We start from the raw sequence: 15,700 nt of genomic DNA, 5'->3' as shown, positions 1-15,700 counted from the left end.
AGACATGTCGTTCGCCGACAACGTGGTGCCGCCGCCCGGCGACGCCAAGCGCGGGCAACTGCTGCGCGCGCTGGCCGGCGACGCGATCCGCGCCGGCCTGGAGCGGCACTTCGGGGTGACGCCGGCGTTCCGGAACTGCCACCGGTCGCCGCGTTCCGTCCCGGCGCGGGCGGGTCATCGCGCGAGGGCTCAGGCGGCGCAGCGGTCGCAGGTGCCGAAGATCTCCAGGGTGTGCCCGACGTCGGTGAAGCCGTGCTGCGCGGCGACCTGGTCGGCCCACCGCTCCACGGCCGGGCCGGCCACCTCCACGGCCCGGCCGCAGCGGCGGCAGACCAGGTGGTGGTGATGGCGGCTCTGGCTGCACCGGCGGTAGAGGTGCTCGCCGCCGGGCAGCCGGGCCGAATCGATCTCGCCGTTGTCGACGAGCATCTGGAGCGTCCGATACACCGTGGTGAGGCCGACCTTCGCCTGCCGCTGGACGAGCATCTGGTGCAGCTGCTGCGCGCTGTGGAAGCCGTCCAACTCCCGCAGCAGCGCCAGCACCTCGGCGCGCTGGCGGGTGTTGCGGGTCGCCCCGGTCGTCGCCTGGGTCACCGTCGCCTCCCTCGTCCGGGCGCCCGCCCGGCACCCTCGTCCGGCCGCGGCCGCGCCCGGCGCGCCACGTGACACCCGGAACCATTATGCCTTCCGGACGCACCGCCGATCCCGGGTCCACGACGGTCCGCCGGCCGGGTGTGACGTGCCTGACCGCCCCGGCCGGAACTATCCGGCGTACCGCGCCGACCAACGGTACGAACACCGGATCTTCGAGGGGACGACGTCATGCCCAGCACCACCACCCGCCGGTTGCCGCGCACGGCGGCCCTGATCGGCGCCGCCGTGCTCGCCGCGTCGGTCACCGCCTGCGGATCCTCCGGCACGGAGTCCACCGCCCCGGCGGCATCGGGCTCGACGTCGGCGGCGGCGAGCGCGGCGGCGGGCGTGCTCACCGTCCGCGACCCGTGGGTGAAGGCCGCCGACAAGGGCATGACCGCCGCGTTCGCCACGCTCGCCAACGACGGCGACACCGACGTCACGATCACCGGGGTGAGCACCGACGTGTCCCGGGCCGAGATCCACGAGATGGCCATGACCGACGGGAAGATGGCGATGCGGCAGAAGCAGGGCGGCGTCGTGGTCGCCGCCCGGTCCCGGGCCGCCCTGGAACCCGGCGGCGACCACCTGATGCTGATGGACCTCACCCGCCCGGTGCGGGCCGGCGACCAGCTCGACATCACGCTCACCTTCGCCGACGGCCGGACCCAGACGTTCACCGCCGTGGCGAAGCCGTTCACCGGCGCCCAGGAGACGTACGCGCCCGGACACGGCGCGAGCCCGGCCTCATGACCGGCACCGGCGCACCCGCCCGCCGGGTGAGCCGGCGTGGCCTGCTCACCGGCGGCGCGATGGCCGCCGGGGGCGCGCTGGCCGGCGCGGGCACCCTTGCCGCCGTCCGTCCCCAGGGGGTACGCCCCGACAATCCCGTTCCGGTGGCACAGGTGGGCAGCGCGGTCGAGCCGTTCCACGGCGCCCGGCAGTCCGGGGTCACCACCGACCCGCAGGCGCATGCGGCGTTCGTCGCGTTCACGCTGCGCCCCGGCACCGACCGGGCGGCGCTCGGGCGGATGCTGCGGCTGCTCTCCGACGACGCGGCCCGGCTCACACAGGGCCGCCCGGCGCTGGCCGACACCGAGCCCGAACTGAGCGTGCTGCCGGCCCGGCTCACCGTCACGTTCGGCTTCGGTCCCGGGCTCTACGCCGCCGCCGGGCTCGACGAGCGCCGGCCCGCCTCGGTGGCCGAGCTGCCCGCGTTCGGCATCGACCGGCTGCAACCCCGCTGGTCCGGTGGGGACCTGCTGCTCCAGATCTGCGCCGACGACCCGCTCACCGTCGCCCACACCCAGCGGGTCCTGGTCAAGGACAGCCGCCCGTTCGCCGTCGTCCGCTGGGTGCAGCAGGGGTTCCGCCGGGCGGCCGGCGCCGAGCCGGGGCGTACCCAGCGCAACCTGTTCGGGCAGCTCGACGGCACCGCCAACCCGAAGCCCGGCGCGCCGGCCGACACCGCGGTGTGGGTGACCGACGGACCGGACTGGCTGCGCGACTCGACCACCCTCGTGGTGCGGCGGATCAGCATGAACCTGGAGACCTGGGACCTGCTGGGCCGCAGCGACCGGGAACTCGCCGTCGGGCGGCGCCTCGACACCGGCGCGCCGCTGACCGGCCGGACCGAACACGACGAGCCGGACTTCGCCGCGCTCGGCCCGGACGGGCTCACCGTCATCCCCGACTTCTCGCACCTGACCCGCGCCCGCGTCACCGACGACCGGCAGAAGATCCTGCGCCGGCCCTACAACTACGACGGCGTGCCGACCCCCGAGGGGAACGCGGACAGCGGGCTCGTCTTCGCCTCGTACCAGGCCGACATCGCCCGCCAGTTCCTGCCCGTCCAGCGCCGGCTCGCCGAGCGCGACCTGCTCAACGAGTGGACCACCCCGATCGGCTCCGCCGTGTTCGCCGTACCGCCCGGCTGCCCCGAGGGCGGCTGGATCGGCCGGCAACTGCTCGGCTGACCACCACAGGAAGGCGCGTCATGCGTACCCGATCCGTCACCGCGCTGCTCGCCGCGGTCCTCACCGCGCTGCTGCTGGTCCCGGCCACGCCCGCGGCGGCGCACAACTCGCTCCAGGGGGCCACGCCCGCGCGCGACGCCCGGCTCACCGCCGCGCCCACGCAGGTCACGCTGCGGTTCCTGCAACGGCTGAACCCCTCCTTCACCACCATCACGGTCAGCGACGCCGGCCAGCGCAAGGTGCCCACCTCCGCGCCGGCGGTGGACGGCGTCACCGGCACGGTGACGATCGACGAGCCGCTGGGCAACGGCACCTACACCGTCGCCTACCGGGTGGTGTCCCGCGACGGCCACCCGGTCCAGGGGTCGTACCGCTTCACCGTCGCCGACCCGGCCGCGCCCGCGCCGTCGGCTTCCGCGTCGGCGGCGGCGCCCGCGTCGACCGGCGCGGACACCGCGGCGGGCGCGGGCAGCGCGTCCGGCGGCCCGTCGGCCGTGGACGAGCCGGACGCCTCCGGTCCGCGGGCCGGCGACGACGGCCCGCCGGTCGCGCTGCTCGCCGGTGGGGCGGTCGCCGGGCTGCTCGTGGTCGCCGGGATCGCGCTGCTGGTCGCGCGCCGGGCGCGCGCTCGTCGCACGGACCACTGACGACCGGACGCACGGCGGGATCGGCGGCGGGGTGCACGGGCCCTCGGCGGGCCGGCCTCGGGTGAGCGAGCGCCGGCCCCTCAAGCGGGCCGGCGACGGTGAGCAGGCCGCGGGCTCAGCGGGCGGGCGGCGGGCCGACGCTGCGGCGCGGCACCAGCGTCGGCGCGATCGTCTGCCGCAGCGGCCCGACGGTCGGCGACTCGATCTGGGCCAGGAGCAGGTCGAGGCTGGCCGCTGCGACCGCGCCGAAATCCGGCCGCACCGTGGTGAGCGGCGGGATGAAGTACGCCGCCTCGGGCACGTCGTCGAACCCGACCACGCTGATGTCGTCGGGGACCCGGCGGCCGTGCTCGTGCAGCGCCCGCAGCACGCCCAGCGCCAGGTGGTCGTTGGCGGTGAAGACGGCGGTGACCTCCGGCATCCGGGCCAGCATCTGCCCGCACCGGTAGCCCGCCGCCGCTGACCAGTCCGCCGGGACCAGCGGGGGGATCTCGGCGCCCGCCTGCCGCAGCGCCTCGCGCCAACCCTCGATGCGGCCGGCACTGTCGAACCAGTCCGACGGGCCGGACACGTGCCAGACGGTGCGGTGCCCGGCGGCGAGCAGGTGCTCGGTGGCCGCCCGGGCGCCGGCGACCTGGTCGACTGTCACCAGTGGGATCGGCCGCCGTGGGTCGCCGTCGACTGTCACCAGCGGTACGTCCTGGGGCAGCCGTTCCAGCGCCTCGCCGGCGGACTCGACCGGCGCGATAACCACTATGCCGGCGACCCGGTGCGCCAGGTGCCGTTCCACGGCGGCCGAGATGGAGCGGTGGTCGAGGTCGCTGACGCTGCCGACGCTCACCGCGAAACCGGCCTCGGCGGCCGCCTGCTCCAGCGCGGCCAGCAGTGACGCCGGGCCGTAGAGCGTGGTGTTCTGCGCGACCACGCCGATGACCTGGGACCGGCCGGTCACCAGCGCGCGGGCCGCGCGGTTGGGCCGGTAGCCGAGTTCGGTGATGGCGGCCTGCACCCGCAGCCGGGTCTGCTCACGCACGTTGGGATGCCCGTTGAGCACCCGGGAGACCGTCTGGTGCGACACCCCGGCGAGGCGGGCCACGTCCGTCATCGCAGGACCGCGCACGGCCACCTCACTTTCGCCACTGCCCGCGGCCACACCCGGTCGATCTCGACCGGACCGGCCCGGGTGGCGACAGTCTACGCCAGCGGTCCCATCGGTATCGGCACCGTGGGTCGACCGTTCCCACCGTGGCGGGGCGATATCGCGGAATCGGCCGACGGCTCATTCCCTTCCGATACGCAGCGGCGTGAACAGGCTGCTCGGGAGCGGTGGAATTGAGCCCGGGGTGCGGCATTTCCGGCGATTGCCGGTGCCCCACCCCGGGCTATTGAAGATGTGTCAACGGCCGCGAATGGTGACCGTTGTCACGGTGTTGTCAGCGAGAACTGCCGCACCGTCACCGCGCCACCGAGCGATTGGGTGGCGTAGTTGAAGAAGCCGAACCGGTACCCCATGAAGAACTGCCACGCGTTGTTGAGCGTCAGCGCGTTCCCGAGCGGTACGAAGTTCACCCCGTCGGTGCTGTACGAGAAGCGCGCCTGCCGTCCCGAGCCGGGCCGGATGTCGGCGTTGGCCCGCAGCCAGATCCGCCCGCCGGACACCGCCGCACTGGCGATCTCCGTACCGGTGCTGGTGGTGTTCCAGTTGTTCGAGCCCATGGTCAGGCCGTTCGTCATCACCACCCGGGTCGCGCCGTTGTCACGCCGTACGCCGATCCAGGCCGAACTGTCCCGCAGCATCGCCAGGCCGGCCCGGTCACCGTCGCGCATGCCCGAGTAGTCCAGCTCGATCGTGCCGGTCGAGGTGGGGCCCTGGATGCGGTGGGTCAGCGTGTTGCGGGCCCGGTACAGGTCGTTCGTGACACTCGCGGTCTGCAGGCGCAGGCCGTCGTTCACCGACCACCGGCTGTTGTCCGGGTTGTGGTTCCACTCGTACTGCACGCCGAGCGTGGTGCCGGAGAACGTGTCGGTGCCGGTGAGCGGCTTGACCGGGCGGGTCGGCAGCGGGTTGGGGTAGCTCGCACCCCAGGCGCCGTTGACGGTCTGCACCTGCGGCCAGCCGTCGGAGGTCCAGGTGATCGGCGCCAGCGTCGGCATCCGCCCGCCCGGGTACGCGTCGGTGAACGCCATGTAGTACCAGGCGCCGGTCTGCGTCTGCACCAGCCCGCCCTGGTGCGGCACGCCGCCGCCGGAGATCGGGCCGGGCAGGTTGAGCAGCACCTGCCGCTGCTCGTACGGGCCGAACGGGCCGTTCGTGGACTTCAGCACGTACTGGCCGTTGGCCGGACGCGTCAACCAGATGTAGTACGCGCCGTTGCGCTTGTAGAAACGCGCGCCCTCCAGCGTGCCGATGCTCGACGGCGTCTGGTAGACCTGCTGGGCCCGGACCTGGCTGCGCCCGTCGGCGGAGAGCTGGGCCACGCTGATCGTGCCGTTGCCGTACGCGACGTACATGGTGTCGTTGTCGTCGATCAGCATGCCGGCGTCGTAGTAGCAGTTGGGGATGGTGGCCAGCCGGCTCCACGCGCCGTCGACGGCGCCCGCCGTGTAGATGTGGGTCTGCGCGAAGTCGATGCAGCCGGCCCAGTAGAACGTGCGGTTGCTCGGCCGGTAGTTCAACGTCGACGCCCAGATGCCGTCCACGTAGGCGTGCTCGCTGGCACTCAGGTCGTACTTCGAGCCGAAGTCCAGCCGCGGTACGGAATGCCCGGCGAACTCCCAGTTCACCAGGTCCCAGGAGCGCAGCACCGGCGCGCCGGGCGAGTAGTGCATGGTGGAGGCGGACATGTAGTAGACGTCGCCGACCCGGATGATGTCGACGTCGGCGAAGTCCTGCCAGACGGCCGGGTTGGTGAAGCTGCCGCCCGGGTTGCCCGGGTTGTCGCCGACGCGGACGAGCTGCCACTGCTGGTTCGCGCCGTTCCAGTCGTCGTACTGGACGATGTTGCCGCCGTCGGCGGTGGAGGCGTTCTGCACCTCCATCACCTTGTTCGAGTTCCGGTTGATCAGCCGGACGTACCCGCTGTCGGAGTCGGCCAGCCGGAACTGCTGGTTGGTGCCGCCGTGGTCGGTCCACTGCACCACCGCCGCGCCGTTGGCGGTGGACGCGCCGGTCACGTCGAGCACCTTGCCCGAGTGCCGGGAGCGCAGCCGGTAGTAGCCACCGCCGGAGTCCACGAACTGCCACTGCTGCCAGGCGCCGTCGTTGCGCGTCCACTGGGTGATCCGCGCGCCGTCGTTCGTCGCCTGGTTGTACAGGTCCAGCGCCTTGCCGCTGTTGCGGTTCACCAGCACGTAGTACGCGCTGGTGTCCACCGTGGCGGCCGATACCGGCGCGGGCACGGCACCCACCACCACGCCGCCGACAAGCAGCGCCACCACCCCGGCCAGCAGCCGGGACAGGCTTCCACGTCCACGGGACAGTCGAGCCGTCACCACGATCCTCCTTCGTCGACCGGAGCCCGGGCGCGGCGGCACGCGCCGACGACGGCAGCGTTATCGCTAACAGCGACGCCCACCCAGGCGAGAGTCGGATCCCTGGCAACTGCGGCGCAGATCGCGCCCGGAACGGCCCGCGAGCGGTGCCGGTGACCCTATCCATCGACTGTGAGCGATAACATGCCGTTCGTCAAGGCGTAACGTGCCGCCCGCCGCGCGGGCCGGCACGGACGGCGCGCGGCGGCTCAGAAACCCCGGGCGAGCCGGTAGTACGCCTGGTTCCAGCGCAGCTCGTCGGCGAAGCGGTGCGGGCGCGTCTCGGCGTCGATGACCACCAGCTCGGTCCGCGCCATCGCGGCCAGGTCGCGCAACTCCTCCATGCCGACGGCCTGGGAGAGCACTGTGTGGTGCGGCGCGCCGGCGGTGATCCACGCCTCCGCCGAGCCGGCCAGGTCGGGCTGCGGACGCCAGACCGCGCGCGCCACCGGCAGGCGGCGCAGCGGGTGCGGCGGCGGCACCACGTCCACCGCGTTGGCGACCAGCCGGAACCGCTCTCCCATGTCCGCCATGCCCAGCACGACCGCCGGGCCGGGCGCCGCGTCGAAGACCAGGCGTACCGGATCCTCCCGCCCGCCGATGCTGAGCGGGTGCACCTCCGCGCTCGGCACGTCGGCGGCGATGCTCGGGCACACCTCCAGCATGTGCGCGCCGAGGATCAGCTCCTGACCGAACGTCAGGTCGTAGGTGTAGTCCTCCATGAACGAGGTGCCGCCCGGCACACCGACGGCCATCGCCTTGAGCGTGTGCACCAGCACCGAGGTCTTCCAGTCCCCCTCGCCGCCGAAGCCGTAGCCGTCGGCCATCAGGCGCTGCACCGCGATCCCGGGGAGCTGGCGCAACCCGCCGAGGTCCTCGAAGTTCGTGGTGAACGCCCGGAAACCACCGGCGTCAAGGAACGCGCGCAGGCCCAGCTCCTGGCGCGCCGCGTACCGCAGCGAGTCGTGCCGGTCCCCGCCGGGCCGCAGCTCGGACGCGACCCGGTAGGTGTCGTCGTACTCCTTGACCAGGTCGTCGACCTGGGCGTCGGGCACCTGGTCGACGGCGGCGACCAGGTCGTTGACGCCGTAGGTGTTGACCGAGACGCCGAAGCGCAGCTCCGCCTCGACCTTGTCCCCCTCGGTGACCGCGACGTCGCGCATGTTGTCGCCGAAGCGGGCCAGCCGCAGCGTCCGCACCGCCGACCAGCCGATCGCGGCGCGGGCCCAGGCCGCGACCCGCCCGACGACCCGGGGGTCGGTGACGTGGCCGGCGACGGTCTTGCGGGCCACCCCGAGGCGGGTCTGGATGAACCCGAACTCCCGGTCGCCGTGCGCGGCCTGGTTGAGGTTCATGAAGTCCATGTCGATCTCGTCCCACGGCAGCGCCACGTTGGCCTGCGTGTGCAGGTGCAGCAGCGGCGTGCGCAGCGCGTCCAGCCCGGAGATCCACATCTTGGCCGGGGAGAACGTGTGCATCCAGGCGATCACCCCGACCGCGCCCTGCGCCGCCGCGTCCCGGCAGGCCGCGAGGATGTCCGCGCTCGAGGTGAGGACCGGCTTCCAGACCACGCGTACGGGGATGTCCGGCGACTCGTCCAGGCGCGCGGCGATCTGCCGGGACTGCTCGGCGACCTGCCGCAGGGTGTCCTCGCCGTAGAGGCCCTGGCTGCCGGTGAGGAACCAGACCTCGGGCTGGGGGTGAGTTGCCATGTTGTTGCCTTCCGCGCTAGGAACCGTCACTTGAACCGGATGCCGATGAGGCGCTGGAGGAGGATGAACGCGAAGAGCAGGCCGCCGATCACGATCTTGGTCCACCAGGAGTTGAGGCTGCCGTCGAACGTGATCAGGGTCTGGATCACGCCGAGCACCAGCACGCCGAGCACGGTGCCGAAGACGTACCCGGAGCCGCCGGTGAGCACGGTGCCGCCGATCACCACGGCGGCGATCACGTCCAGTTCCATCCCGACGGCGATCAGCGGCGCGCCGGAGAGCGTGTAGAACGACAGCAGGATCCCGCCGATCGCCGAGCAGAGCCCGCTGATCGTGTAGACGGCGATCCGGGTCCGCGCCACCGGCAGGCCCATCAGCAGCGCCGACTGCGCGTTGCCGCCGACCGCGTACACGTTGCGGCCGAACCGGGTGTACGCCAGCACGTACGCCGCGATCAGCACCACCGCGAACGCGATCAGCACGCTGATCGACACGAAGTTGCCGGCCGGATCGCCGATGCGCTGCTGCGACATCGAGGTCCAGAAACCGTCGGTGATGGAGATCGAGGAGTCGCTGATGAACGTGCACATGCCCCGGGCGAAGAACATCCCGGCGAGTGTCACGATGAACGGCTGGATCTCGAAGAAGTGGATCGCGCAGCCCATCAGGAAACCCAGCGTCGGGCCGATCAGCAGCGCGATCACCAGCACCAGGGCCGCGGGCAGGCCGTCGCGCAGCAACGACGCCGACACCATCGCGGTCATCGCCACCACCGAGCCGACGGACAGGTCGATGCCGCCGGTGAGGATCACGAACGTCATGCCCACCGCGACGACGAGCAGGAAGCCGTTGTCGATGAAGACGTTGAAGACGACCTGGACGTTGGAGAAGGCGCGGTACTGGGACACGCCGATGCCGTACATGACCAGCAGCAGGGCGAGCGTGGCCAGCACCGGGACGTGCCGCCGGGGCAGGCTGGGCCGCCAGGACCGGCCGGTGGTCAACGACGTGCTGCTCATGCCGGCACCTGCTCCTTCTCCCGCTGCGGGGCCGCCGGGCCGGGTTCGGCCCCGCGCCGTCGCCGGCGCAGCCGGGCGCGGAACGCCGGGGCCTGCACGAGGCAGACGGCGATGACGACGACCGCCTTGAACAGCAGCGACGTCTGCGGCGAGATGTTCATGGCGTACACGGTGGTGGTCAGCGTCTGGATGATCAGCGCGCCGAGGACGGTGCCGCCGAGGGAGAACCGGCCGCCGGCCAGCGAGGTGCCGCCGATGACGACGGCCAGGATCGCGTCCAGCTCGATCCACAGGCCGGCGGCGTTGCCGTCGGCGCTGGAGACGTTGGCGGTGACCATGAAACCGGCGAGCGCGGCGCAGACGGCGCTGATCACGTAGACGAGGAAGACGATGCGCCGCGACCGGATGCCGGCGAGGCGGCTGGCCTCGGCGTTGCCGCCGACCGACTCGACGATCAGCCCGAGCGCGGTGCGCCGGGTGAACGCGGCCACGAGCAGCGCGGCGGCGAGCGCGATCAGGATGGCCAGCGGCAGCGTCAGGAAGTGCCCGAGCCCGATCGCCCGGTACGGCCCGGAGTTGATCGTGATGATCTGGCCCTCGGTGACCAGCTGGGCGATGCCCCGCCCGGCCACCATGAGGATCAGCGTGGCGATGATCGGCTGGATGCCGATGACCGCGACCAGCACCCCGTTCCACGCTCCGAGCACCAGCGCGGCGCCGAAGGCCAGGGCGAGCGCGGTGGCCACCGTGGCCGGGCTGTTCTGGTCGGCCGCCCCGCTGATGTGCAGGCAGGCGATCGCGCCGCTGATCGCGCAGAGCGAGCCGACCGACAGGTCGATGCCGCCGGTGGCGATGACGAGCGTCATCCCGAGCGCGACCAGGATCAGCGGCGCGCTCAGCCGGAGGATGTCGATGGGCGTGCCGTACAGGTGGCCGTTCTTGACCTCGACGGCCAGGAAGCCGGGACGGTAGACGGTGTTCGCGGCGATCATCACCACGAGCACCAGCGCCGGCCAGAACAGGCGGTGGGCGGTCAGCGGGCGGAGGCGGTCGGCGACGGCGGTCATCGGGTCACCTCCTCCCGGGGCGTTCCACTGGCGATGGTGCGCATGACGCGGTCGGCGTCGAGCGTGTCGTCGTTGTCGAGCTGGGCGACCATCTCGCGGTCGCGCATCACCGCGACCCGGTGGCTCAGGCGCAGCACCTCCTCCAGCTCGGCGGAGATGAACAGCACCGCCATGCCGCCGTCGGAGAGCTGCACCACCAGCTTCTGGATCTCGGCCTTGGCGCCGACGTCGATGCCGCGGGTCGGCTCGTCCAGGATCAGCAGGCGCGGCTCGGTGATCAGCCAGCGGGCCAGCAGCACCTTCTGCTGGTTGCCGCCGGAGAGGTTGCGCACCGGCAGCTCCGGGTTGGCCGGACGGATGCTCAGCGCCTCCACGTACCTGCGGACTAGCTCGTCCTGGCGGCGGCGCGGGATCGGACGCAGCCAGCCGCGCGCGGCCTGCATCGCCAGGATCATGTTCTCCCGGACCGACAGCTCCGGGACGATGCCCTCGGCCCGGCGGTTCTCCGAGCAGAACCCGACGCCCTGGGCGATGGCCTGCATCGGGTTGCGCACCGGCGCCCGGCCGCCGTCGAGCCGGACCTGGCCGTGGTCGGCCCGGTCCGCGCCGAAGATCAGCCGCGCCACCTCGGTCCGGCCGGAGCCGAGCAGGCCGGCCAGGCCGACCACCTCACCGGCGTGGATGCGCAGGCTGAACGGGGCGACCGCGCCGCGCCGGCCCAGCTCGGCGGCGTCCACGAGCGGTGCCTCGCCGCCGGCGTCGACCGTGGCGCGCTTCTGCTGCTCGTCGAGCCGCTCCAGCACGTCCAGCTCCTGCCCGATCATCTTCTCGACCAGGCTGAACTGCGGCAGCTCCTCGGTGCGGTACTCCCCCACGAGCCGGCCGTTGCGCAGCACCGTGATCCGGTCGGCGATGCCGTAGACCTGGTCGAGGAAGTGGGTGACGAACAGGATCGCGATCCCCTCGTCACGCAGTTGCCGCATGATCCGGAACAGCTGCGCGACCTCACCGGCGTCCAGGCTGGACGTCGGCTCGTCCAGGATCAGAACCTGGGCCTGCACGTCGATCGCCCGGGCGATGGCGACCATCTGCTGGACCGCGAGCGAGTACGAGCCGAGCGGAGCGCTGACGTCGAGGTCGAGGTCGAGCCGGGCCAGCAGGTCGCGGGCCCGGCGGCGCATCTCGCCCCAGCGCACCGCGCCGAGCCGGCGGGGTTCCCGGCCGATGAAGACGTTCTCCGCCACCGACAGGTTGGTGCAGAGGTTGACCTCCTGGTAGACGGTGCTGACACCGGCTGCGGCGGCCTGCATCGGACCGGTGAACGAGACCTGTTCGCCGTCGAGCGTGACGACGCCCGCGTCGGTCCCGTAGACGCCTGTCAACACCTTGATCAGGGTGGACTTGCCGGCGCCGTTCTCACCCATCAGGGCGTGGACCTCGCCCGGGAACAGCCGGAAGTCGACGTCGTGCAGCGCGCGGACCCCGGGGAAGGTCTTGCTGATACCGGTCATGGTCAGGACCGGACGGTTACCCGTCATCCCATCGGACCTCTTCTTCGACGGTGGTGGTACGGGGGCCGCCGTCCGGTGCGACGGCGACCCCCGGGTGGCTCAGTACTTGCGGTTGGGCAGTGCCTCCTTGGCCTGCTCCTGGGTGAACGTGGTCTCCTCGGTCTCGATCCGGGCGGGCACTTCCTCGCCGGCCTTGACCTTCTTGGCCAGGTCCATCAGCTGCGGGCCGAGCAGCGGGCTGCACTCGGCGATGAAGTTGAACTTGCCGTCCGCGAGGGCCTGCATGCCGTCCTTCACCGCGTCGACGGTGATGATGGTGATGTCCTTGCCGGGCGTCTTGCCGGCCGCGGTGATCGCCTCGAGCGCGCCCAGGCCCATGTCGTCGTTGTGCGCGAAGAGCACGTCGATCTTCGGGTTGGCCTTGAGGAACTGCTCCATCACCTGCTTGCCGCCGGCGCGGGTGAAGTCACCGGACTGCGAGGCGACGATCTTCAGGTTGGGGTTGGCGGCGATCGCCTCGGCGAAGCCCTTCTTCCGGTCGTTCGCCGGAGCGGAGCCGGTGGTGCCCTGAAGCTCCACGATGTTCACCGGGCCGGACGCCGCCTTCTTCTGCTCGACCAGCCACTCGCCGGCGAGCCGGCCCTCCTTGACGAAGTCCGAGCCGAGGAACGTCTTGTAGAGCGACTTGTCGGCCGAGTCGACGGCGCGGTCGGTCAGGATCACCGGGATCTTCGCGTCCTTGGCCTCCTTGAGCACCGTGTCCCAGCCGGACTCCACCACCGGCGAGAAGGCGATCACGTCGACCTTCTGCTGGATGAAGTTGCGGATCGCCTTGATCTGGTTCTCCTGCTTCTGCTGCGCGTCGTCGAACTTCAGCTCGATGCCGGCCGCTGCCGCCGCCTCCTTGATCGAGGTGGTGTTGGCGGTGCGCCAGCCGCTCTCGGCGCCCACCTGGGAGAAGCCCAGGACGATCTTGTCGTTGCCGTCGCCGGAACCGCCGCCGGTGTCGCTGTTGCCGCACGCGGCCACGCTGGCGGCGAGCAGCACGCCGGCGAACGCCGCGATGACCGTGCGTGCCGTGCTCCTGCTTCTCATCGATTCTCCTCCGGGGTTGGATGTTCCGGGCGCGCGAGCCGGCGGAAGCCGGAGCGGCCCGGGTGTGGTGGTGGTGAGGGGTGCGCGGCGCTGTCCGGGGTCAGTGCGCCGGCGGGCGTTGGCCGTACACGTTCTGGTAGCGGTCGTAGAGCGAGTCGATGTCGGCCGGTGCGATCGGCACCGGCTGCCCGAGCGCGCGGGCCAGGTGTGCGGTACGGGCGACGTCCTCGCACATCACCGCGGCCTTGACCGCCGCCCGGGCGTCCTTGCCGATGGTGAAGACGCCGTGGTTGCGCATGAGCACCGCCGGTGAGCGGTGCCCGGACAGCGTGCTGACGATGCCCTTGCCGATGTCGTCGCCGCCGATCAACGCGAACGGGCCGATGGGGATCTCCCCGCCGAACTCGTCGGCCTGCGCGGTCAGCCAGCACGGGATCGCCTCGCCCCGGGCGGCCCAGGCGGTGGCGTATCCGCTGTGGGTGTGCACGACGCCGCCGACCTCGGGCATCGCGCGGTAGACGTAGGCGTGCGCGGCGGTGTCGCTGGACGGGGACGTGCCGTCGACGACCGTGCCGTTGAGGTCGCAGACCACCATGGTCTCGGCGGTCAGGTCGTCGTAGTCGACCCCGCTGGGCTTGATGACCATCAGCTCCTGACCGGGTACGCGGGCCGAGACGTTCCCGGAGGTCCAGGCCACCAGGTCGTAGCGGGTCAGCTCGCGGTGCAGCCGGGCCACCGTGTCGCGCAGCGCGGCGACCTGGCGGGTCACCTCGGTGTTCATCCGACCACCTCCAGGGTCGCGGCGGTACGGTCCGCGGCGGCGTCGACGGCCGCGTTCCGGATCGCCCGCAGGCGGAGCATGACGTCGTTCGCGCCGCGACCGAAGTGGTCGTGCAACGCGCGGTACTCGGCGTACAGGGCGTCGTAGGCCCGCACGTTCTCCGGGACGGGCCGGTAGACCGCCTCGTCGATGCGCCCCATGGCGTCGGACGCCTCGTGGATCGTCGGGTACGCCCCGGCGGCCACCGCCGCGTGGATGGCCGAGCCGAGCGCCGGGCCCTGGGCGGAGCCGATGATGCTCAGCGGCCGGTTCGTGACGTCGGCGTAGATCTGCATGAGCAGCCGGTTGGAGGTGAGCCCGCCGGCCACCACCAGATCGTCGACCGGCACGCCGGCCTGCGCGAACGCCTCGACGATCATCCGGGTGCCGTACGCGGTGGCCTCCAGCAGCGCCCGGTAGACGTCCGGCGGCCGGGTGGCCAGCGTCAGCCCGACGACCATCCCGCTGAGGTCGTGGTTGACCAGCAGGGACCGGTTGCCGTTCCACCAGTCCAGCGCCACCAGGCCGTGCGCGCCGACCGGCTGGGCGGCGGCGGCCTCGGTGAGCTGCTCGTGCGAGTCGAAACCGGCCGGGGCGGCGTGGCGTACGAACCAGCCGAAGATGTCCCCCACGCCGCTCTGCCCGGCCTCGAAGCCCCAGGCGCCGGGGCTGATGCCGCCGTCGACCACGCCGCACATGCCCGGCACCTCGGCGGGGTGCGTGCCGTTGAGGACGTGGCAGGTGGAGGTGCCCATGATGGCGACCAGCCGGCCGGGCCGCAGCGCCTGGGCCGCGGCGGCGGTGACGTGCGCGTCGACGTTGCCGGCCGCGACCGCGATGCCCTCGGGCAGGCCGGTCCAGGCGGCGGCGCGGGCGCTGAGCGTGCCGGCGCGCGCGCCGAGCGGCAGCAGCGGACCGTCCAGCTTGGTCACGAAGTCGGCGAAACCGGGGTCGAGCGCGGCCAGGTAGTCGGACGACGGGTACCGGCCGTCCTGCCGGATGCCCTTGTAGCCCGCGGTGCAGACGTTGCGCGTCTCGGCGCCGCAGAGCTGCCACACGATCCAGTCGGCGGCCTCGACGAAGCGCTCGGCCCGCCGGTAGACCTCCGGGTCCTCCTCCAGGATCTGCAGGCCCTTGGCGAACTGCCACTCCGCGGAGATCTTGCCGCCGTAGCGGCCGAGCCACGGCTCGCCGCGTTCGGCCGCCAGCGCGTTGATCCGGTCGGCGTGCGGCTGCGCGGCGTGGTGCTTCCAGAGCTTCACCCAGGCGTGCGGCCGGTCGCGCAGCTCGGGCGTCTCGCACAGCGGCGTGCCGTCGGCGAGCGTCGGGAGCACGGTGCAGGCGGTGAAGTCGGTGCCGATGCCGACCACCCGGGACGGGTCCACGCCGGCGTCGGCGAGCGCGGCCGGGACCGCGTGGCGCAGCACGTCGCGGTAGTCGTCCGGGTCCTGGAGGGCCCAGTCCGGGGGCAGCGGCGGACCGCCGTCGGGAAGCGCGGTCTCGATGACCCCGCGCCGGTACTCGTGCACCGCCGTGCCGAGTTCGGCGCCGTCACGGACGCGGACCACCAGCGCCCGTCCGGACAGCGTGCCGAAATCGACCCCGATCACGTACCGGTCGGACGCGTCCACTTCGCTCATTTGTCCCTCCGCCGTGTCACGGAGTTAGTGTTAGCGCTCACATATACAT

The 15,700-nt window shown here is 72.2% G+C and carries 13 protein-coding genes and 1 pseudogene; 4 read left to right on the top strand and 10 right to left on the bottom strand.

All coding sequences use genetic code 11. The features are described from left to right. Positions 1-4 precede the first annotated feature (4 nt). Positions 5-154, top strand: a pseudogene (locus GA0070562_RS30980) (SCO5389 family protein); the annotation flags it as partial. Positions 155-189: 35 nt separating this feature from the next. Here GA0070562_RS30980 and GA0070562_RS07070 read toward each other — a convergent pair. After that, positions 190-594, bottom strand: a complete 405-nt coding sequence (locus GA0070562_RS07070; RefSeq protein ID WP_013286817.1) for a Fur family transcriptional regulator — start codon at positions 592-594, stop codon at positions 190-192. A gap of 228 nt (positions 595-822) precedes the next feature. Here GA0070562_RS07070 and GA0070562_RS07065 point away from each other — a divergent pair, with 228 nt between their 5' ends. From GA0070562_RS07065 to GA0070562_RS07055, 3 genes are read left to right on the top strand one after another with little or no spacing between them, the layout of a single operon-like run. Then, on the top strand, positions 823-1,386 hold the full coding sequence (locus GA0070562_RS07065; RefSeq protein WP_091417277.1) for a copper chaperone PCu(A)C: 564 nt from the start codon (positions 823-825) through the stop codon (positions 1,384-1,386). Beyond that, the gene (locus GA0070562_RS07060) at positions 1,383-2,609 is read left to right on the top strand and encodes a Dyp-type peroxidase (RefSeq protein ID WP_091417273.1); all 1,227 of its coding nucleotides are present in this window, start codon (positions 1,383-1,385) and stop codon (positions 2,607-2,609) included. The genes GA0070562_RS07065 and GA0070562_RS07060 overlap by 4 nt, the downstream gene beginning before the upstream one ends. Positions 2,610-2,629: 20 nt before the next feature. Continuing rightward, on the top strand, positions 2,630-3,256 hold the full coding sequence (locus GA0070562_RS07055) for a copper resistance CopC family protein (RefSeq protein WP_091417270.1): 627 nt from the start codon (positions 2,630-2,632) through the stop codon (positions 3,254-3,256). A 115-nt stretch (positions 3,257-3,371) separates the two neighbouring features. Here GA0070562_RS07055 and GA0070562_RS07050 read toward each other — a convergent pair whose 3' ends face one another. From GA0070562_RS07050 to araB, 9 genes are all read right to left on the bottom strand, one after another. Further along, complete coding sequence (locus tag GA0070562_RS07050; protein ID WP_175438669.1) at positions 3,372-4,361, bottom strand: LacI family DNA-binding transcriptional regulator; 990 nt, start codon at positions 4,359-4,361, stop codon at positions 3,372-3,374. 317 nt (positions 4,362-4,678) lie between these two features. Further along, entirely contained in the window at positions 4,679-6,748 is a 2,070-nt protein-coding gene (locus GA0070562_RS07045; RefSeq protein ID WP_091417266.1) for an RICIN domain-containing protein, read from the bottom strand. A gap of 248 nt (positions 6,749-6,996) precedes the next feature. Continuing rightward, the gene (gene araA, locus GA0070562_RS07040; RefSeq protein WP_091417261.1) at positions 6,997-8,499 is read right to left on the bottom strand and encodes an L-arabinose isomerase; all 1,503 of its coding nucleotides are present in this window, start codon (positions 8,497-8,499) and stop codon (positions 6,997-6,999) included. A gap of 26 nt (positions 8,500-8,525) precedes the next feature. Further along, positions 8,526-9,518, bottom strand: coding sequence for a galactofuranose ABC transporter, permease protein YjfF (gene yjfF, locus GA0070562_RS07035; protein WP_091417258.1), 993 nt, complete (start codon positions 9,516-9,518; stop codon positions 8,526-8,528). After that, complete coding sequence (locus GA0070562_RS07030) at positions 9,515-10,585, bottom strand: ABC transporter permease (RefSeq protein ID WP_091417255.1); 1,071 nt, start codon at positions 10,583-10,585, stop codon at positions 9,515-9,517. The genes yjfF and GA0070562_RS07030 overlap by 4 nt, the downstream gene beginning before the upstream one ends. Next, positions 10,582-12,123, bottom strand: a complete 1,542-nt coding sequence (locus tag GA0070562_RS07025; RefSeq protein ID WP_091417251.1) for a sugar ABC transporter ATP-binding protein — start codon at positions 12,121-12,123, stop codon at positions 10,582-10,584. The genes GA0070562_RS07030 and GA0070562_RS07025 overlap by 4 nt, the downstream gene beginning before the upstream one ends. Before the next feature lie 72 nt (positions 12,124-12,195). Further along, positions 12,196-13,191 carry an ABC transporter substrate-binding protein gene (locus GA0070562_RS07020; RefSeq protein ID WP_091417248.1) on the bottom strand — a complete coding sequence of 332 codons (996 nt, stop codon included), beginning with the start codon at positions 13,189-13,191 and terminating at the stop codon, positions 12,196-12,198. A 100-nt stretch (positions 13,192-13,291) separates the two neighbouring features. Next, a complete protein-coding gene (locus tag GA0070562_RS07015) occupies positions 13,292-13,972 on the bottom strand; it encodes an L-ribulose-5-phosphate 4-epimerase (RefSeq protein ID WP_175438668.1) in 681 nt (226 codons plus the stop codon). After that, positions 13,969-15,651, bottom strand: a complete 1,683-nt coding sequence (araB, locus tag GA0070562_RS07010; RefSeq protein ID WP_091417244.1) for a ribulokinase — start codon at positions 15,649-15,651, stop codon at positions 13,969-13,971. Before araB ends, GA0070562_RS07015 begins: the two co-directional genes overlap by 4 nt. Positions 15,652-15,700 lie beyond the last annotated feature (49 nt).

This window comes from Micromonospora tulbaghiae (assembly GCF_900091605.1).
Classification (GTDB): Bacteria; Actinomycetota; Actinomycetes; order Mycobacteriales; family Micromonosporaceae; genus Micromonospora; species Micromonospora tulbaghiae.
This window is presented reverse-complemented; position numbering and strand designations above follow the sequence as displayed.